This is a genomic window from Candidatus Margulisiibacteriota bacterium (assembly GCA_041650855.1).
GTDB lineage: Bacteria > Margulisbacteria > WOR-1 > O2-12-FULL-45-9 > XYB2-FULL-48-7 > JALOPZ01.
In genome coordinates this window covers 692,996-712,547 of the sequence record JBAZKJ010000001.1, presented here as the reverse complement: position 1 = coordinate 712,547, position 19,552 = coordinate 692,996, and the positions used below count along the sequence as shown (strand labels likewise).

19 protein-coding genes are annotated in these 19,552 nt (G+C 59.5%); 1 reads left to right on the top strand and 18 read right to left on the bottom strand.

The window, feature by feature from the left end:
- Position 1: 1 nt before the first annotated feature.
- Entirely contained in the window at positions 2 to 682 is a 681-nt protein-coding gene (locus tag WC529_03510; GenBank protein MFA5113348.1) for a response regulator transcription factor, read from the bottom strand.
- A gap of 156 nt (positions 683 to 838) precedes the next feature.
- On the opposite strand from WC529_03510, the gene hydG reads away from it, so the two are divergent.
- Positions 839 to 2,221 (top strand): [FeFe] hydrogenase H-cluster radical SAM maturase HydG, encoded by a 1,383-nt coding sequence (hydG, locus tag WC529_03505; protein ID MFA5113347.1) that lies wholly within the window; start codon positions 839 to 841, stop codon positions 2,219 to 2,221.
- On the opposite strand, the gene WC529_03500 is transcribed toward hydG, so the two are convergent.
- From WC529_03500 to WC529_03420, 17 genes are all read right to left on the bottom strand, one after another.
- The gene (locus WC529_03500; protein ID MFA5113346.1) at positions 2,210 to 2,491 is read right to left on the bottom strand and encodes a hydrogenase maturation nickel metallochaperone HypA; all 282 of its coding nucleotides are present in this window, start codon (positions 2,489 to 2,491) and stop codon (positions 2,210 to 2,212) included. The two genes, hydG and WC529_03500, sit on opposite strands and share 12 nt — an antisense overlap.
- Positions 2,492 to 2,539: 48 nt before the next feature.
- Positions 2,540 to 3,145, bottom strand: a complete 606-nt coding sequence (locus WC529_03495; protein MFA5113345.1) for a 4Fe-4S dicluster domain-containing protein — start codon at positions 3,143 to 3,145, stop codon at positions 2,540 to 2,542.
- Positions 3,142 to 4,590: a proton-conducting transporter membrane subunit gene (locus tag WC529_03490; GenBank protein ID MFA5113344.1), complete on the bottom strand. Its 1,449-nt coding sequence runs from the start codon at positions 4,588 to 4,590 to the stop codon at positions 3,142 to 3,144. Before WC529_03490 ends, WC529_03495 begins: the two co-directional genes overlap by 4 nt.
- A gap of 10 nt (positions 4,591 to 4,600) precedes the next feature.
- On the bottom strand, positions 4,601 to 6,523 hold the full coding sequence (locus WC529_03485; protein ID MFA5113343.1) for a complex I subunit 5 family protein: 1,923 nt from the start codon (positions 6,521 to 6,523) through the stop codon (positions 4,601 to 4,603).
- Positions 6,520 to 7,698 (bottom strand): nickel-dependent hydrogenase large subunit, encoded by a 1,179-nt coding sequence (locus WC529_03480; protein MFA5113342.1) that lies wholly within the window; start codon positions 7,696 to 7,698, stop codon positions 6,520 to 6,522. The genes WC529_03485 and WC529_03480 overlap by 4 nt, the downstream gene beginning before the upstream one ends.
- A 1-nt stretch (position 7,699) precedes the next feature.
- Positions 7,700 to 8,155 carry an NADH-quinone oxidoreductase subunit C gene (locus WC529_03475; GenBank protein ID MFA5113341.1) on the bottom strand — a complete coding sequence of 152 codons (456 nt, stop codon included), beginning with the start codon at positions 8,153 to 8,155 and terminating at the stop codon, positions 7,700 to 7,702.
- Positions 8,152 to 8,574, bottom strand: a complete 423-nt coding sequence (nuoB, locus tag WC529_03470) for an NADH-quinone oxidoreductase subunit NuoB (protein MFA5113340.1) — start codon at positions 8,572 to 8,574, stop codon at positions 8,152 to 8,154. The genes WC529_03475 and nuoB overlap by 4 nt, the downstream gene beginning before the upstream one ends.
- 1 nt (position 8,575) lies before the next feature.
- Complete coding sequence (locus WC529_03465; protein ID MFA5113339.1) at positions 8,576 to 9,463, bottom strand: complex I subunit 1 family protein; 888 nt, start codon at positions 9,461 to 9,463, stop codon at positions 8,576 to 8,578.
- Between the two features lie 32 nt (positions 9,464 to 9,495).
- A complete protein-coding gene (locus WC529_03460; protein ID MFA5113338.1) occupies positions 9,496 to 10,173 on the bottom strand; it encodes a tetratricopeptide repeat protein in 678 nt (225 codons plus the stop codon).
- Between the two features lie 2 nt (positions 10,174 to 10,175).
- A complete protein-coding gene (locus WC529_03455) occupies positions 10,176 to 10,655 on the bottom strand; it encodes a 4Fe-4S dicluster domain-containing protein (protein ID MFA5113337.1) in 480 nt (159 codons plus the stop codon).
- Complete coding sequence (locus WC529_03450; protein MFA5113336.1) at positions 10,648 to 12,069, bottom strand: molybdopterin-dependent oxidoreductase; 1,422 nt, start codon at positions 12,067 to 12,069, stop codon at positions 10,648 to 10,650. Before WC529_03450 ends, WC529_03455 begins: the two co-directional genes overlap by 8 nt.
- Positions 12,063 to 12,887, bottom strand: a complete 825-nt coding sequence (locus WC529_03445; protein ID MFA5113335.1) for an FAD/NAD(P)-binding protein — start codon at positions 12,885 to 12,887, stop codon at positions 12,063 to 12,065. The genes WC529_03450 and WC529_03445 overlap by 7 nt, the downstream gene beginning before the upstream one ends.
- 1 nt (position 12,888) lies before the next feature.
- Entirely contained in the window at positions 12,889 to 13,932 is a 1,044-nt protein-coding gene (locus tag WC529_03440) for a 4Fe-4S dicluster domain-containing protein (GenBank protein ID MFA5113334.1), read from the bottom strand.
- 75 nt (positions 13,933 to 14,007) lie between these two features.
- Positions 14,008 to 14,646, bottom strand: coding sequence for a redox-sensing transcriptional repressor Rex (locus WC529_03435; GenBank protein ID MFA5113333.1), 639 nt, complete (start codon positions 14,644 to 14,646; stop codon positions 14,008 to 14,010).
- A 53-nt stretch (positions 14,647 to 14,699) separates the two neighbouring features.
- Positions 14,700 to 15,968: a radical SAM protein gene (locus WC529_03430; protein ID MFA5113332.1), complete on the bottom strand. Its 1,269-nt coding sequence runs from the start codon at positions 15,966 to 15,968 to the stop codon at positions 14,700 to 14,702.
- Positions 15,968 to 17,068, bottom strand: coding sequence for a bifunctional diaminohydroxyphosphoribosylaminopyrimidine deaminase/5-amino-6-(5-phosphoribosylamino)uracil reductase RibD (gene ribD / locus WC529_03425; GenBank protein ID MFA5113331.1), 1,101 nt, complete (start codon positions 17,066 to 17,068; stop codon positions 15,968 to 15,970). The genes WC529_03430 and ribD overlap by 1 nt, the downstream gene beginning before the upstream one ends.
- Before the next feature lie 23 nt (positions 17,069 to 17,091).
- A complete protein-coding gene (locus tag WC529_03420; GenBank protein MFA5113330.1) occupies positions 17,092 to 19,551 on the bottom strand; it encodes an HD domain-containing protein in 2,460 nt (819 codons plus the stop codon).
- Position 19,552: the final 1 nt, after the last annotated feature.

Below are 19,552 nucleotides of genomic sequence, written 5' to 3'. Positions count from 1 at the left end.
CCTACGCCTCAAACTTATAGCCGACGCCGCGCAGGGTGATCAGATGCTTCTCGGCCTTACCCAGCTTTTCGCGCAGCCGGCGGACATGAACGTCGACGGTCCGGGTCTCAATCGCCACCTCGATCCCCCAAACCGCGTCAAGCAGTCTTTCGCGTGAGTAGACTCGGCCCTTATTTTCCGCCAAGTAACGCAACAGTTGGAATTCCTTGGCCGTCAGTTCCAGCGGCTTACCAGCCACGCGGACTTCGTACCGGTCGGTATCGATCTCCAACTCTTTAAACTTGAGCACCGCCGGCGGCGGGGCCTCTTTTTTACCGCTGCGGCGGAGGATCACTTTGATCCGGGCGATGACCTCTTTAAGGCTGAACGGCTTGACGATATAGTCATCGGCGCCGACCTCCAGGCCGACGACCTTGTCGGTCTCGGTCCCTTTGGCGGTCAGCATGATGATCGGGATAGCCGAGGTCTTGGCGTTTTTCCGGAGCCGGCGGCAAACTTCCAGGCCATCAAAGATCGGCAGCATCAGGTCCAGGAGGACAAGATCCGGCCTTTTCTCTTCGGCCGACTTAAGGCCGGCCGCGCCGTCATAGGCCTTGGATACTTTAAAGCCTTCCTTCTTGAGGTTGTATTCCAGGCTTTCGACAATGTCCCGGTCATCTTCAATAATGAGGATCTCGGTCATAACTGTCCATATTATACCCTCTTTTTCCCCTTGGTGTACTTAGTGCCCTTTGTGCCCTTAGTGGTAATTCCGGAATAACCACTAAGATCCCTAAGAACACAAAGGGGGGCCAAGTTGCTTACCGACGCTAAAAGTGATATAATAAGTCATCCCCCCATGAAAACTTTCATTGACGAACGGCAAATTAACACCCTCATCAAGAAGGCAGCCAAGGCCCCCCGCCGGGAGGCGGAACGGATCATCGCCAAGGCGCTCCAGCTTAAGGGGCTGACCCCGGCTGAAGCAGCGGTCTTGCTGGCGGCCAAAGACAAAAAGGTCCTGGCCAAGATGTTCCGGGCAGCCCGGACGGTCAAAGAAGCGATCTACGGCAAGCGGCTGGTCCTCTTTGCCCCGCTCTACACGACTAACTTTTGCATCAACGATTGCCTCTACTGCGGTTTCCGCTCCGGCAATGCGATGCTAACGCGGCGCCGGCTGACGATCCCGGAGATCAAGGCCGAGGTCCGGCTGCTGGAGAAAGAAGGCCATAAGCGGATCCTCCTGGTCGCCGGGGAAGACCCCAAAACCGCCAACATCGGCTTTCTGCAAAAAGCGATCAAGGCAGCCTACGCGACTAAAGTCGGCAGAGGGGAGATCCGCCGGCTCAACGTCAACATTGCTCCGTTATCGGTAGCTGACTTCCGCCGGCTGAAAAAGAGCAAGATCGGTACTTTCCAGCTTTTCCAGGAAACTTACCATCTGCCGACATATAAAGTGATGCATGTTAAAGGGCCCAAGAGCGACTATCGTTACCGGCTCTACGGGATGCACCGGGCGATGGAAGCCGGGATCGACGACGTCGGCATCGGCGTCCTGTTCGGCCTATACGACTTTAAGTTCGAAACACTCGCCCTGCTCTACCACGCGCTCGAACTGGAAAAGAAGTTCGGTGCCGGCCCGCACACCATTTCCGTCCCGCGGATCGAACCGGCGGTCGGCGCCCCGCTATCCTTGAACCCACCGTTCCAGGTTGCCGACGATGACTTCAAGAAGGTCGTTGCCATTCTTCGTCTGGCCGTCCCCTACACCGGGATCATCCTCTCGACGCGCGAATCAGCGAAAATGCGGAACGAGCTCTTTGCCCTCGGCATCTCCCAGATCAGCGCCGGCTCGCGGACCAACCCGGGCGGTTACTCAGCAGGCAAACACAATGCCGAGCAGTTCTCCCTGCACGACAGCCGTTCGCTCCTCCAGGTGATCAAGGACATTTCGGCGCTCGGCTATTCGCCAAGCTTCTGCACCGCCTGCTACCGGCTTGGCCGTGTGGGACACGACTTCATGGACCTGGCCAAACCGGGGCTGATCAAAAGCTATTGCCTGCCCAACTCTCTCCTGACGTTCCAGGAATACCTGCTCGATTATGGCGACAAAGAAGCCAAGAAATTGGGAAAAAAGGTGATCGGCCGGCATTTGGCCGATATTAGCAGCGATAAGGTGAGAAAAACGGCGCTGCAAAAGCTGAAAGCGATCGCCAAGGGAAAAAGAGACCTATACTTTTAGCTCTTTGACGACCAGCTCGTTCCCGGAAACCATTTGAATGTCCGTCGACCCGCATTTTTCGCAATCTAACCGCATTGTCTTAGGGCTGAACTCCGCTTTACACTGGGCGCAGGCGGTCTTGACCGGGATAACGTCGATCTCCAGCTTGATCCCGCCGGAAATGTCGTCAAATAATTCGAGCAGCTCTTCCATATGAGTGAAGCGTGACGCGCCCAGCCCGATCCTGGCGCCGGTTATTTCCTTCTTCTCCAGTTCCTCGGCCTTCTCCATTATCTTCCGCAAAATGTCTTCCGCTAAATGCAGCTCATGCATAGCGGGCTACCACTGCTCTTTAACGATCATCTTGCGGCGGCAATTGGGGCACAGGAGCTGGAGATGCCCGGCGCGCGGGTGCGGGCTGCCCTGGCCGCGCTGCTGTTCCAGGAGCTTGAGCTCCGCGTGGCGCGCGAGCAAGAGCGTCGGGTTCGTGTAGAGGAGCGGGCCGACTTTCTTCGCCAGGAATTTTAAGTGGTCCAGGCAGCCGATGACTTCGCCGCAATGCTCGCACAGGACCAGCTCTTTCCGGCTCTGCGACAGGTCGTTCTTCCGTTCGTAGCGGGCTAATTCGAACGCCTTGGTCAGCTTGATCCCTTTTTCGGTGATGCAGGCTTTTTCGCACTGCTGGCAAAAGATGCAGAGATCGGCGCGGTGGGTCAGCGTTCGCTGTTTCGTTCCCTTGTTATCTTCGTAACTGATCGCCCGGGCCGGGCAGACTTCGTAGCAGGCGAGACAGCCGACGCAATCGTTCTCGTAATATTCCGGTTTACCGCGGAAACCGTCGGGCGGCGTCAGCTTGACGAACGGATAACCGTTGGTGAACGGCCGGGAAAATAGCGACTTGATCGCTTCGATCAGCTCTCTGATCTTGGGCAACGGTATTCTCATTGCAGTCCCCCCATGATCATCCTGGCGTAACCGGTCCCGTTCGACAGCGCCACGACCGCCGGATTGACCAGGTACGCGATGACCAGCGGATAAGCGAGCCCGACCACTAAGCAGAGCAGCGCTAACCCGACGACCGCCAGGCTCATGGTCAGCGGCGCCTCCCGCAGCTCAAAGAATTTCTTGTGCGGTTGCCCGAAGAAAACATGCTTTTGCAGCCTCAAGAAGGCCCCCATTGTCAGCAAGCTGCCGATCACCGCCGCCAGAGCGACCCAGAGTTTACCGGCCTGGACACAGGCAATAATGATGAACAGCTTGCTCCAAAACCCGTTGAACGGCGGCACGCCGGAGATCGCCAGCGAGCCGACCAGCGAGGTGGCCGCGGTGACCGGCATTTGCCGGCGCAGGCCGCCGAGCTCCGTCAGGTCGCGCGTCTCGGTCTGGCGCTCCACCGCGCCGGCGTTCAGGAAAAGGAGCCCCTTCATCAACGCGTGATTAAAAAGATGGAAGAGCGCTCCCATCAGGGCGAGCGGCGTCGCCAGCGCCAGGCCGACGGTAATATAGCCGATCTGTGAGATGCTCGAATAGGCCATCAGCCGCTTCATGTCCGACTGGCCGACGGCGAACAAGCCGGCGACAATGATCGACAGGACGCCGAGCCCGATCAGGATCAGCGAAAGCTCCGGGGTCATCCCCAGCACGTTAAAGAGGATGCGCGCTAACGCGTAGATCCCCAAAGTCTTGATGATCACGCCGGAAAGGATCGCGGAAACCGGCGCCGGCGCGGACGAATGCGCGTCGGGCAGCCAGGCCTGGAACGGCATCAGCGCCGCTTTGGTGCCGAAGCCGGCGATAAAGAGCAGGCTGGCGGCCATTTTCAGGCTAACGGGGCCGTTGGCCATGATCTGCGCCGCCTCCCCCATGTTGAACGTGCCGGTCATTTTGTGGACCAGGCCGCAGCCGGCCAGGATCAGGAGCGACGCCCCCTCCCCGATCAACAGATATTTGACCGCCGCTTCCAGTTGGGCGCGGGTGTTGCCGAACGCCACCAGCAGATAAGCCGACAGGGCGGCTAATTCCAGGAAAATGAAAAGCCAGACCAGGTCGCCGGCCAGCACCACCCCGTTGATCCCGGCCAGCAGGACCAGGAAGAGCGCAAAGAACCACGGCTGGTTCCGGTATTTACCGGCATAAGCGGCCGCGTATAAGATAATGAAGAACGCCGTCAGGTCCGCGGTGAACAGGAGCAGATGGCTGAGGCCGTCCAGCACCAGCGCCAGGCCAAACTTATTGAAAAGGATGATATTGTTGAACGGCCGGACCAGGTAAAGCCAGCCGATGATCTTGGCCAGGACCAGGACGGTCAAACCGGCCAGCCAGGCGCCGGAACGGCGAAAAACGCCGATCAGCAGCGCCGCCAGCAGCGGCAGGGCGATCAGGACAAACAATAGTAATTGATTATTCATTGGCATAACTCCTGCTCAACCGGGCGGTCAGGAAAAAGGTCACTGCGACCGCGGCCAGCGCGGTTAGAGTGGTCAGCAGTTCTCTGACGCCGCAAAGGAGCAGCAGGCCTTCGACCAGCAGCTCGGCCGCGACCAGGGCGATCAGCAGCCGGGTCGCAAAGGCGCGGTCGCGCCGGAACCAGCCAATAAGGCCGAACGGCTGTTTCGTGTCGAGCCAGAACAACCGCGCGCCGAGCCAGCGGACCAGGGCCGTTGTCATTTCGTACAGGTCAAAATAATGTTTCTCGCCGGCCGCGTAGGCCATTTCCAGCGGTTTGAATCTTTTGACCGTGTCATAGAAATCGGTGCCGGTCACTTTGATCTCCGCCAGCGGGAGCTCTTCTCCGCCGTAGAAGGCCGGCCGCTCGCTGACCTTGCGGACGTTGCCGAGCAAGTAGATCGCCAGGCCGACGGCCAGGCCGGTCAGCAATAACAGGGTAGCCGGACCCGGCTCCCAGATACCGCTAAAAGGAATGATCGCGATCGCCGGCGCGACCAGGTACCTGATCGGTAAGGCGAACGCCCAAAGACCGAAAATGACGCAGACTGCGGCCAGGAAAACGGTCGGCAGCCAGAGCCAGGCCGAGCCTTCTTTGGCTTTCTCGGCGAATTCGCTCCCCTGGCCGAGAAAGACCGCCTGGATAACTTTGACAAAACTGGCCAAAGTAAAGGCCGAGCCGAACATCGCCGCCGCCAGCCAGACGATCCACCAATTGCTGCTGCCTGCCAGCTGGATAACGCTGGAATAGATCATCCACTTGGAGACAAAACCGTTGAGCGGCGGCAAACCGGAGATCGAGAACGCCGCGATCAGGAACGCGGCAAAGGTGAGCGGCATCTTTTTGCCGAGCCCGCCCAGTTTTGCCAGCTCCGTCGTCCCGGTCCGCGCTTCGACCGTCCCGGCACAGAGGAACAGGCACGATTTGTAGATCGCGTGGTTGAACATGTGAAAGATGCCGCCGGCCACGCCGAGCGGCAATCCGGTCCCCAGGCCGAGCACCATGTAGCCGACCTGGGAAACGGCGTGGAAAGAGAGGAGCTTTTTCAGGTCGTGCTGTACCAGGGCGGCCAGGACCGCGCCGATGATCGTGACCGAGCCGATCGCCAGCAGGCCGATCGCCAGCGGGCTGTTCGGCCGGATGATAAAAACGTCGTAACAAAGCCGCGATAATAAATAAATGCCGAGCAGCTTGTCGATCGAAGCCGGCAAGAACGCCATGACCGGCGCCGGGGCGCAGGCGGCCGCCTCCGGGATCCAGCTGTGCAGCGGCATAACCCCCGCCTTGGCAAAGGCGCCGGCTAACAGCGCGAGGAACGCGGCGATCATGAGCGGCGTATTGAGCGGCAAATGAGTGGACCCGATCTGCAGCGAGCCGGTCGCCAGCCAGATAATGCCGATCCCGATGATCATCAGCGCGTCGGCGCCGCCGACGATCAGCAGCGTTTTTTTGGCCGCGCTCCCGTCGTCCTGATCGGCAATGCCGACCAGCATATATAATGGTATGCCCAGCGTTCCCCAGCAGAGGATCAGGGTCAGGAAATCGCTGGCGAACAGGACGCCGGCCGCGCAGGCCAGAGTGATCAGCACGTAGGCGTAATATTCGCCGCTCCGTTTCCCTTCGGTTATGAACCCGATCGAGTAAATAACGACCAGCAGCGTAAAGACCGCGGCGGCCAGGAAAATACCGGCCGTAAAAGGGAAAGCCTGGAGAGCAAAAAGCGGAGAAACCGCGCCGCCCGCCCGGAAGACCAGGGCCGCCTCTAACACGACAAAAGCCGACGCCAGCAGCGCCAGCCAACCCGCCAGGCGGCGGAATAGCACACAGAGCAGCGCGGCCGCCAGCGGGACCATGATCGTTAGCAGAATATTGTTCATTGGTTCTTCAACTGCTCCGTTTTCGCCTGGCTGAGCCGGACCATTTCTTCGCCGGATAATAATATTTTGTCGGTTTCCCGGTCAACGATCGCCATCCGCTCGGTACAGCAGTAGCACGGGTCGACGGCGGCGGTGATCAGGGCGGCGTCGGCGATCGATTCGCCGATCACCGTCAGCTTGAACGACGGGACGTTCATGAACGAAGGGGCGCGGATCTTGTGCCGCTCCGGGTTGTTCGAACCGTTGGAGCGGACGTAGTGAATGCATTCGCCGCGCGGCGCTTCGTGCTGGCCGATCCCCTCACCCGCCCCGACCTCCCGAACGGCGGCGTCGATCTCGCCCGGCTTCATCTGTTTCAGGCACTGGCGGATGATCTTGGCCGATTCGACGCACTCCAGCAGGCGGATCGCCGCTTTGTTGAAGACGTCGCCGCCCTCCATGACGATCCGCTCGAAATTGACCCGGTCGTAAGCGGCGTACGGGTGGTCCTTGCGGACGTCGATCGGTATGCCGGAGGCGCGGGCGACCGGGCCGACGACGCCCAAGGCGACCGCGTCGGCTTTTTTCAGGACGCCAACATTTTTCAGCCGCGCCTTGATCACCGGGTCGTCGATCACCGCCTTGAGCAGCATGTTGCAGAAACTCTCGACGTCGTCGATCGCCTTGAGCAGGCCGGGGACGTCGCTCTCCTTGATGTCGCGGCGAACGCCGCCGACCTTGAACATGTTGTAATGGTTCCGGTTGCCGGAGATGATCTCGAACATGTCGAGGACCGGCTCGCGGTATTTCCAGGCCCACATAAAGACCGTGTTGTAACCGATAAAGTGGCCGGCCAGCCCGACCCAGAGCAGATGGCTATGGATCCGCTCCAGCTCGCCGATCAGCGTCCGGATATATTCCGCCCGCTCCGGCACTACGATCCCGGAAATATCTTCCACCGCCCGGACATAAGCGAACGGATGGGAAGTGGAGCAGATCCCACAGATCCGCTCGACCACAAAAGTGGACTGGTCGAAGGTCTTCCCTTCCGAGATCTTTTCCACGCCGCGGTGGTTATAGCCGACGCGGACCTCCGCGTCGACGATCTTCTCCCCTTCGACGTAAAACTTGAAGAACTCCGGCTCTTCCAGGAGCGGATGGTACGGGCCGATCGGGATCATCGTTTCTTTTCTCATTTTAGTTCTCGTTCTCTTTCAGCTCTTGCTGCGACTCGAATGTTTGCTTGCGCAGCGGGTAGACGCCGGCCGGCCAATCGTCGGGCAGCAGCAGCGTCGCCATGTTCGGGTGCCCGGTGAACTTGACGCCGAGCATCTCCGCTATTTCCCGCTCGATCCACTCCGCCGCCGGGATCTCCGGCGTCACCGAGCTCATCTCCAGCTCCGGTTTCTGGACCAGCGTCCGGACGGTGATCACCTGCGCTTCGTTATCGGCCGCCAGGTGGTAAAGCAGCTCGACCCCCGCCCTGGTATCGACGCCGGTGATAGTGGACAGGCGGACCTTGAGCTCCGCGAACAGGCAGACCACGATCGCTTTGGCCGTTTCGTTATCGGCCGTGATATAGATCCTTTTTTGGTTCTTTTCGTCCACCGCGATCTTGCTGAATCTCTTTTTAACTTGTGCCAAGGCGTTCATTTGATTTTCCCCACCGCCTTAATGACTGCGTCGATCATCGCCTCCGGTTTGGGCGGACAGCCGGGCAGGTAAACGTCGACCGGAATGATCTGGTCGATCGGGCTGACGTAATTATAGCTGTCGCGGAAGAAGTGCCCGGAACAGGCGCAGCTGCCGATCGCGATCACCAAACACGGCTTGGGGACCTGCTCGTACACCCTTTTCAGCCGCGGCGCCGTCTGCCGGTTGCAAACTCCGGTCACCAGCAGGACGTCGGCGTGCCGCGGCGAGCCGACCAGCATCACGCCGAACCGTTCGACGTCGTGCCGCGGTGTCAGCATATCCAGGATCTCGATGTCGCAGTTGTTACAGGCCGACGCCCCCGCGTGGTAGACCCACAGCGACTTTTTTGCTCCCCATTTAAAGATATTCTTTAGCATCTTATTTCCCCAGCATGGCCAGAATGAACCCGGCCGCCGCCATGATCGTCACCGGCCCCCAGAAGAACCGGAGCGCGTGGTCGATCCGCAGCCGCGGATTAGTGTTCTTGATCAGGATGATCAAAGTTAAAATCCCCAGATATTTGAGCGGGAACCAAACGTCGATCCCGCCCAGGAACAGCACGGCCAAAAAGAGCGGCAGGACAAAGTACAGGATCGCCCGGGTCAATTTGATGACCGCCAGCGCCGGGCCGGAATATTCGATGATCGCCCCGGCGGCGATCTCCTGCTCCGCCTCCGCGATATCGAACGGGACGGCGCCCAGCTTGGCCTGGACGACCAGCAGCGCCGCCAAAAAGGCCAGACCGCCGGACAGGGACCAAAGGACCGGCCCGTTGACCGCTTGATAACCGGCGATCATCCCCAGCTGGATAGCCTTGGTCCGGTAAATGACCGTCGCCGCCGCCAGGATGAACGGCAGTTCATAGGCGAGGATCAGTTTCATTTCGCGGCTGGCGCCGATCGCCGCCAGCGGGTTGCGCGAGGCCGACCCGCCGATAATGATCGCCAGCGACGGCAGCGTCAGCAGATACATTACGACGATCAGATCGCCGATAAATGTCCGGCCGACGTTCAACCAGAGCAGTGTCCCGACCAGGGTTACGCTGGCCAGACCGACCAGCGGCGCGCCGAGAAAAATCGGCCTGGCCGCTCCCGCCGGGACGATCGTCTCTTTGCCCAGCAGCTTGGCGACATCGGCGAACGGCTGAAACCAGGGCGGCCCGACCCGGTACTGCAGCCGGGCGGTCACCTTCCTGTCCACCCAGGTCGCCAATAAACCGGCCACCGCGCAGAACAGGAACCCCGGAAATATTAAATAATCAAACAATAATTTTAAACTTTGCATTCTAACTTTTGAACTTAGAAGAACCGGCTCTTTAGGTCCTCCAGCATTAATAAGTTCTTTTTCGACCGTTCGTCTTCCGGATCGATGTCGACCGCTTTTTTGAAAGCGTCGACCGCCTTTTCCACATCCCCTTTATTATAGTAGGCTTTACCCAGGTTGTAGTAGGCCGCGGCGCTGGCCGGCACGTCTTTCAGGAACAACTCAAATTCCTTGATCGCTTCGGTGAACTTGCTTAAACGCGCGTAGGCCACCCCCATGTGGTAGCGGGAAATAACGACGTGCGGCTCCTTGTCCAGCACCTGCTTGAAGTATTCGATCGCTTTCAGCAGCTTGCCGGAATAATAGAAAGAGAGCCCCAGCCAGTAACGGGCAATATGGAAGTTCGGGTTGATCTCCACCGCCTTCTCGAACGACTTGATCGAATCTTCCAGGCGGCCGCGGCGGTAGAGCGAGACGCCCAGCTCGTAATAAGCGTCGGCGTACTTGGGATGATGCTTGACCGCCAGCTCGAACTCGCTGATCGATTCGTCGAGCATGGTCAACCGGTAATAGATGCTCCCCAGGCTCTTGTGGGCGATCGCGTTTTCCGGATCAACATCCAGCGCCTGTTTATATTCACCGATCGCGTCGCGCAGCTTCCCCTCGCGCAGCAGCGAACAGGCCTTGTCCATGTGCTCTTCGACTCTACCCATGATTACCGCCTCCTCCCGATGAAATTCGACAGCATCCTGACCGAGACCAGGTTCTTGTTCTTGTCCGCGATCTGTTCGTCGACCTCGGCGAACGACAGCGCGCCCGAGGTGCAGGTCGCCACGCAGCGCGGCACCTCCCCTTCGGCCAACCGGTCGAGGCAAAGGTCGCACTTGGGGGTCACGTGCTTGGCCAGGTCCGGCTGAATGACGCCGAACGGACAGGCGACCGAGCAGGAACGGCAGCCGACGCAGCGGTACTGGCTGCGCAAAACCGTGCCGTCTTCCATTTTCTTCATCGCTTCGTTCGGGCAGGCGGCCGCGCAGGCCGGCTGGTCGCAATGCAGGCAGTGGAGCGGCAGCGCCGCCGCCGGCAGCGGCGCGTGGCCGAGCAGCGACTGGAGGTGGTGCCCGTAAGCGCAGGCCGCCGCGCAGCTCTTGCAGCCGCAGCAGAGGTCGAGATTAAGATAGACCCTTTTAGCCATTCTTGTTCACCTGATACCAGAAAAAGTTGCTGACCAGATGGTTGTTGCCGAAATAGGTGATCGGCTTGGTCGTCGAGCTTTCGACCGGCTGGACCCCTTTAAGCTCGGCCAGCGCCTCGGCCTCGTCCTTCGTTTTGCCGACCAGGCCTTGCTCGACGCATTGCCGGCCTTCGCTCCGGCCGACGCTGACATCCGCCAATAAACCGCAGATCTTTGTCAGGGTCGCGCTGCCGACCGCCGGCGCGACCGGTTCGCACTCGGCGACCTTGCCGTCCGCCAGCAGGTAACTGCCGCCGGCCTCGCACTGCGTGGCCAGGGGGAGCAGGATGCTGTTGTCGTAGATCGCCGGCGATTCGCTTTCAAAGTGGCCGGCAAAAGCGACGAACTTCAGCATCCGGAACCGTTTCTGCAGCTCCGCGTGGCCGGCGGAAATGTCCTCGCCGAACATCAGCAGGCTCTTGATCTCGCCCCGGTCGATCTTGGCAAGCAGCTCGTGGTAGGTCGGGTGATCGGGCGCCTCCCGGTCGATCACGGTGTTCACGCCGAGTGTGTTGCCGAACAGGTAGTAGACCAGGTATTTTTTGTTGGCCGAAGCGGCCGCCAGTTTCTTCGCGTAGTATACGGCCAGGTCGTTGCGCGGCTTCCGGCTCTGGGGGACATAGATAACCGTGCCGGCCGCGGCGGCCTGGAAGTCAGCGGCCGTTTGCTGCAGCCTGGCGGCCGGGATACCGCAAAGTCTCTCCGCCTCGGCAGCGGGGAGCGCGCCAGCCAGGGCCGCCAGCACAACCGCCTCCGTCCCCGGCTTGCAGGCCAGATGGCTCGTCGCGAACCAGGTCGTATGGGTCTGGTTCGGGTCGATCACGATTATCTTGTTCCCGCGTTTGCCGTACTTGACCTTGTTGACCCGTTTGGAGAGGACCGGCGACCGGCTGAGCAGGTCGCCGACGATCAGCAGCGCGTCGGATTGCTCCAGGCTTTCCAGCGTCGCCAGCTCTGCGCCGGGGACCTGCCATTTATTCCCCTCGTACGCTTCCAGATCGGCGGCCGCACCGGCCGTCAGAAGATTCTTGATGCCGAGCCTTTGCGCCATCCGGGCCACGGCCAGCGCCGCTTCGTTGCTGAGCAGGCAAGAGACCAGGCAACCGATCTCCGGCTTGTTGAACGGCTGCAGCTCTTGCCGGATAAAGGTCGCGGCCTCTTCCCAGGAGACTTTCCGCTTGCCGATCTGCGGCTCGGTCAACCGGCCGGGATGATTGACCAGCTCAAGATTGTAATGGCCGCGCGGGCACAGCGCCCCCTTATTGACCGGGTTCTCCTGGTCGTAAGCGAGCGCTTTGACCTGTCCCCCCTCGGCCCGGAAACTGACCCCGCAGCCGAGCGAACAAAACAAACAAATTGAGTTTTTTGTTACCATGGTTCGGGAATATCCTTTATCTGCTCCCACGTGAACACCGGGCCGTCCTGGCAAACGAAGTATTTCCCCAGGTTGCAGTGGAAGCATTTGCCGACGCCGCAGCTCATGTTCTTTTCCATCGACAGGTAAATGTCCTTGGGCGCGAAGCCCATGTCGAGCAGCCGTTTGTTGACGAACTTCATCATGATCGGCGGCCCGCAGACGACGGCGACGGCGTTCTTCACGTCCACGTCGTCGTCCTTGAGGATGGTCGTCACCAGGCCGACATTGCCGGTCCAGCCGGGCGCCGCGGTGTCGACCGAGATCACCAGATTGGTCTTTTTCCGTTTCTGCCAGTTCGGCAGGTCGTCCCGGTAACAGATGTCCTGCGGCGAGCGGGAACCGAAGCGGACCTCGACTTTTTTCAGGTGGTCGATCTCGTGGTTCAGCCCGTAGAGCAGCGCCCGGAGCGGCGCCAGACCGACGCCCCCGCCGACCACGTAAACGTCCTTGCCGTGATAATCTTTCAGCGGATACGGCTTGCCGTACGGGCCGCGCAAGCCGACCGTGTCCCCTTCTTTCAGCTGATGGATCAGGCCGGTGACCGAGCCCGCCCTCATGATGGTGAATTCCAGTGTTTCGGTGACCTTGTAATCAGAAGAAGGAGTAAAAGCGCACTCGCCGACCCCCGGCACCGTTACCAGCATGAACTGGCCCGGCAGGAACGTCAGCGGTTCTGCCGGGCGGAAGACAAAGGTCTTGATGTTGGACGTTTCGGTGATGACCTTTTCCGTCCGCGCTTCGACCGGCCGATAGGGATTTTGTCCGTTGCAGCCCATATTATTCCAGCTTCGCGGTCAGCGGCACTTGCCGGACCAGCTCGGCGTAAACTTCCCTCATGTCGATATTGCCGGCGCAGCCGTCGATGCAGCGGCCGCAGCCGACGCAGGTATAACGGCCTAACCGGTCATGGGAGTAATCGAACTTGCAATGGTAGCGGTTCTGCAGCCGCTCGGGCAATTTCGGCCGCGAATTTGCTCCGCCCGCCACCCGGGCGTAACCGTTCTTTAAACAGGCATCCCAGACCTTATAGCGGTCGTGCTCTCCGCCCGCTGCGGCGTCCAGCAACAAGAAACAGGTGCAGGTCGGGCAGACAAAGTTGCAGGCGCTGCATTCTACGCATTTTTTCGTGACCTCTTTCCAGGCCCGGCCGTTCTCCAGATTGATCTTATGCGCGTCCCGCCAATCGATGTTGCACTTGCATTTGAATTCCCGGTTGACCGACTCCAGCTTGTCCGCCATTTCGTTCCTGACGCCGGCTTTCAGCATTAACTGGTCGTCGGACGCTTTGTTGAACAGGACAACGAGCTGTTCCCCTCTTGCGCTGCCGGTCTCGATAACATATCCGTCCGGCACTTTTGTCACGTTCAGGTCGAACCCTTTGCCGGCAAACGCCTGGCCGCCGACCATGTTGCAGAAACAGGTCTTGCCGCAATCGGTGCAATCGGCCGTAATGATCAAGAGGTCCTGCCGGTTCGCCAGGTAATACGGGTCGGCGACCTCCCCTTCGCCCAGCACGCGGTCATAAACGCTCAACGCTTCCCGGTCGCAGCCCCTGACGCCGAGCAAGACCAGTTTCCGTCCGTGCGTTGCCTCGTCGGCGCCAAAATAGCGGGCGACTTTTTCCGTCAACCGGAAAAGATACGACTTGAACGGCTCGACCGCCCGGTAACCGCCCAGGTTAACGGCCTTGATGGTCTCCGGGGTCACTTCCTGCAGGATATTGCGGCCCGCGACCAGCGTCGGGGCGATGACCGTACCTTCCGTTAGCAGCTTGGCAATGAAGCCCTCAAACTCGACCGGCGTAATAAAATAGCTTTGCATGTGAATTAGGCAGGTTTGTGATGTTCTTCACAATTGACCGCTCACCTCTATTTTACGGCATCCGGCGGCCGGTTGTCAAGGGTTGCGGGCGGCGCTTTTTTGGCCGAAAACGAAGTAGGACAGGCTTTTCAGCTCCGTGGCCAGGTCAACGTTGGTCACGTGCACGGCCCGGGGAACGTTCAGGTGGACTGGCGTAAAATTGAGGATCGCCTTGACCCCGGCGGCGACGATCGTGCCGGTCACTTCATGGACCACTTCGGCCGGCACGGTCAGGATCACCATCTCGATCCCCTCCCGAGCGGCAATTTGCTTGAATTCGCTGATATTATAGCAAGGGCGTCCCCTGTACTTTTTCCCTATCTTATTTGAAGAATTATCAAATACCGCCAGGATCTTAAAGCCCAGGACCTCAAAGCCTTTATAGCCGACCAGTGCCAGGCCCAGGTTCCCCATGCCGACGATCGCCACTTTCCTCCCCTGCTCCAAGCCGAGGATCCTGGCCAGCGCGTTCTTCAGCTCCGAAACGTTATAGCCGAACCCGGTCTTGCCGAACGAACCGAAGTAAGAAAGGTCCTTTCTGACCTGGTCGGCTTTCAGGCCGACCATCGAAGCCAGCGATTTGGACGAGATCGCGTAGGTCCCCTGCTGCGACAAAAAGTGCAGGTTGCGGTAGTAAAGCGAGAGGCGCGAGATGGTTTTTTCCGGTATTTTCATTTGTGATACTATTCACAATGATACTATTTGGCGCGGTTGCTGTCAAGCGGGGCTTAAAGGCCGAGGTCGGTCGGGGCGCGGCCCAGGGAATAAAGCAGTTCCAGCGTGGCCTTGATCTGTTCCCCGATCGTTTCCGTGACATGCGCCCGGTTCGGGTAGATGTCGTAGAGCTTGCGGTACTTAAAAGGGGTGACGTTGAGCATCACCGAATTCGCGCCGGCCAGCAGCCCTTTCCTCCTCGCCTCCGGGTCGAGCGTTTCAAAACCGGTCGTTACGACGATCTTGGCGTTGACCGGGTCGACGATCCGGCTGACGGCCAAAACTTTCAGGACCAGGTCGGTCGGCGGGCCGTCCGGCAGGACCGGGCCGAACGTGTACATTTCGGCGTTCAATTCCTTGGTCAGGCGGATATCGTTCAGCAGGCTTTCGGCCGTTTGGCCGGGCAAACCGATCAGCCCGCCGGCGATCACCAGGAACCCGAGGCGATAGGCTTCGCGCAGTTCTGCCAGCCGCTCTTCCAGTTTATCGCCGCAATGCAGTTTAGCGTATAGCTTGGGATCGCTCGTCTCAAAACGCATCAATATTCCCCGCGCCCCCGCTTCCCAAAGCAGCTTTAGGCCCGGCTTACCGACCTCCCCGACCGAGACAAAGATCAAGACGGCATGACGGGCTTTGATCGCTTTGACCAATTTGGCGACCCGTTCGACCGGAAATTCCGGGTCTTCGCCTGATTGCAGGACCAACGCCTTGAAGCCGTGTTGGTCGATCGCTTCGGCCGCCGCCGCCAGTATCTCCTCTTCCGTCATCCGGTAGCGCTTTAAGTCGGCGTTGCTTTGCCTGATCCCGCAATAAACGCAGTCGTTCCGGCAGTAATTGGAAAACTCGATGATCCCGTGGACGCAGCAGGAGTTGGACAGGTATTTCTGGCGGAGAAAGTTGGCGGTTTTATAAAGGAGTTCGAGCTCGGCCGGGTTTTCGCTCTTTAATAAGCGTAACAGCTCGTCGCGGCTCAGTTCGCGTCCTTCCGACGCCTTATCGATGATCAGGGAAAAGCTTTGGTCGACGCCGAGCTCGGACGGCTTGCGCGAAAGTTTGACGTCGGTCTCCCGGAGCTCAAAGAAGAGCTCTTTCCACGTTTCCAGGGTCTCGATCGCCTCTTTTTCGGGGACCGTCTGGATGACGTAGCCGCCCTGAGCGTAGATATAATCGCCGACCTTCAGGCTGACAATCTCATTGATGGCGGTTTTCTTCTCGCCAAAATAATCGACTGTGACTTTCTTGCCGTCGATGGCCGTAACCTTGCCGGGGATAGCGTAACACATCAGAAGTGACCGGAAATGAGGATATCGTTCTCCAGCCGGTCGACGTACACGTTCTTCAGCCATTTGGCCTGGTTCGGCAGGGCGATCCCCTCGCCTTCGACCGGAGTTTTGGCATCGCGGCCGCCGAAGATCTTGGGCGCGATGATAAAGTACGCTTTGTCGATCGCGTTGGCCGCAATGAACGACGAATTGACCTCGCCGCCGCCTTCGACCAGCAAACTGGTGATCTTCATTTCCCCCAGCTTCTTGAGCAGCTCCTTAATGTTGATCCGGCCGTTGGGGGCCGCCACTTGCAAGACCTCCGCCCCTTTTTTGGCCAGCGACTCGATCTTGCTCTTGGGCGCCCGCGGGCCGACGACGATGATCGTCCGGGCGGTGCCGGTCGTCAGCACTTTGGCCCGCAGCGGGGTCCGGGCGAACGAGTCGAGGACGATCCGGACCGGGTCTTTGACCTTTTCCACCCGGCGGACGTCGAGCCGCGGGTCGTCGATCAGGACGTTGCCGATGCCGACCAGGATGGCGTCGTAGATATTGCGCAGGTGATGGGCGAAGCGGAGCGAGGCCGGCCCGGCTACCCAGCGGCTGGCGCCGGTCCGCGTCGCGATCTTGCCGTCGATCGTCAGCGCGGTCTTGAGGCAAACGAACGGCCGTTTGGTCTTGATGTACTTGGCGAACACCTCGTTGAGCCGGCGCGCTTCTTTTTCCAGCAGGCCGACTTCCACCTTGATCCCGTGCCGCTTGAGCTTGGCAAAGCCGCGCCCGTTCACCAGCGGGTTGGGGTCTTTCATCGAGGCAACGACCCGCTTGATCCCCGCCTTGATGATCGCTTCGGTGCAGGGAGGGTTGTTTTTGTTGGCAAAATTGCAGCAGGGTTCTAAATTTAAATAGAGGGTCGCGCCGCGGGCTTCTTCGCCGGCCTTCTGGATCGCCCAGGCTTCGGCGTGCGGGGTGGCGACTTCGCCGTGGTACCCCATGGAGATGATCCGGCCGGCTTTGACCAGGACGGCGCCGACCAGCGGGTCGGGCGTTGTCCGCCCTTCGGCCGATTTGGCCAGGCCGTGCGCCTCGCGCATGAACCTTATATCGTCTTCAGTCCACATCGGGACTGCATTTTAACACTTAATCAACGCGCTGTCAGCTCGCCGACGCGCTGTCGCAGGCAATCAAGGATAAAATCGGCCGTGTGCCCCATCTCCATGATCTCAAAGCCGATCCCGGCCAGCTCCTGGATGCCCCGGACGACCCCTTCGGTATGGAACATCCCCTTCTTCTCAAAAACGACCATGAGCGGCAGGTCGAACATGCTCCGCTCGATCAGCGCACGGAGCGCGCGCTGGAATTTCGCGACTTCAGCCGGGTCTTTGCCGCTGAGGAACAAGATCCGCGCGCTGGCGATATGCTGGGCGACCAGCGCATCGATCTCGCTCCTTTGCTCGTCCGGCAACATCTGGATCAGCCAGGGATTTAGATTGAGGTCAAGGATCCTCCCGCCTTGCTCTTTTAGCGCTTTTGCCGCCTCCAAAGCCAGGTCAAAAGAGTAATAGAGCGAATGTTCGTTCAGCGACAGGTCATCGAGCAGCGGCGGCCGGACCTGCCTCTGGTTGGTCACTTTAACCCCCGCCATATGCCGGAGATGTTCCAGGTAATTAACGAACTGCTGCTCCTGGGCCGGGTTTCGCAGGGGGATCGACAGTTTTAATTCGTTCCGTTCGCTGCCGTACCGCTCGATCGGAAAATTCTCCTTGACGGCATTGATCAGGCTTTCCTGAGGGAAGCCTCGGGTTTCCAATTCCAGCCTTTCTATGACTCTGATCTCGGTCCCGCCGCGACGGATAGAGGACTTGATCTCGGCCGCCGCGTCAACCGCCGCGCTCTCGCCGCTGCCGGTCCTTTCGATCAGCCAGCGCGTTTTTTCCGGGTCCACCTCTTCCACTTCCCGGAGCCGGATAAAAGCCTTGGCCAGCTCCGCTTCCAAAACCTGCCGGGCGAATTTAATTCGGGACGGCTCACCGCTCTTTCTCTGGTGCGTCATGAACCGGCGCCGCGCCAGCGGATCGGCCAAGATCTTGGCATAATCCAGCGGCTTGGCTTCGCCGCCGATCTGCAGCTTGATCAAGCCAACCCCCTGCCTGATCGGTTCGCGTAAATCTTGCGGCCGTTCATCATGGATCGCTCCGGCCAGGCAAAATCCCAGCAGCGGGTCGGTAATAAAGGCGATCTCCAGCGGCGTGACCCCGCGCGGCAGCAGCACGTCGCGATAAATGGTGTTGACCGATGGGCCGGTCACCATGACCGTCGCCAGCCAGGCCTGGGCCAGTGATTTTGTCAGCCTGATCTTTTCCCGGCGATCCTTGACCTCAAAGATCGTCTGCAGCCAATCGGCATTCAGCCAGGGGAGCCGCGGCTGGACATACCTGCCGCCCCGGTCATAGGCGTCGACCAGGACCCCGTCGTTGGCGACCGCCTGCATCCGCCTGGTCCTGATCTGGAAACGGATCAGCGTATCGCCGGCCAGGACCCCGGTGTGGAGCGATTGATAACCGTTGATCTTCCGGTCCTTGATGTAATCGTGCCAGTAGCGGTCGATCGGGATCCCCAGCGAATGGACGACGTCGATCAACGCGTAACAATCCTGTTCGGTCTCGACCGTGATCTGCATCATCACTACGTCGGACAGGTTACGGGCTTCCGTCCCGCGCATGGCGGCGATCTGGTCGACCTCATAGACGGTCCGCGGCTTGGTCAGGATCTCGGCCGGCTGGCGGCGGGCTCTTTGCTTGAATTTGGCCGCGATCTCCCGCCGCAGCGAATCCAACAATTCCTGTTTTTTGCCGATCGTCTCCTTGATCACCGCTGCGACCTCGTTATATCGATCGGGGTGCAGTTTCTTAAAGGCGATGTCCGACAAATGCCGGGAGGCTTTCATGAAGCCGCACAGGACGCCCAGCGGAACGTAAAAATCCAGCGCTTCACGGCAATTTCTTTCCCGCCGTTCGGCCGATAGTTTTTCGGCGTCCTCCAGGTTCACTCCACGGTCGATCATCTTGATCCGCAAGGCGCGAATGTCTCGGGCCAGGGTGCCGACGAATTTATCGATGTTCTCTTCGCTGATCAGCTTGTCCTTGCCCAGCTGGGTGATCTTGGTCACGCCGTCGACCAAGACGGCGGTCCCGCGTCCGAACCGACGTTCAATGAACTTCAGGTCTATCTCGGTGTCTTCGACCGTGTCGTGAAGCAGGCAAGCGATCAGTTCTTCGCTGTCGGTCACCCGCAAAATGTTAACATCCCGCTCCGCCACGGTTATCGGGTGGTCGGCGTACGGCCGCCCGCTCGTTTGCCGTTTCACGTCGCGGTGCGCCCAGATGGAAACACCGGCCGCCTCGTAGAATTTCTGCCGGTTAAAATTGCTCCGGTCGCCCCGCTCCCTGATCATGGTCTCGATCCGGTCGGCCAAGACGGCGATCCGGGGATGGAATTCGGACTGCAGCAAAATATTAATATAGAACTGCTGGCCGGCCGGAACGCGGCGCACCTGTCCGCCCTTGTTAACAAAGGTAAAACGTATTTTCCCTGGGCTATTCATG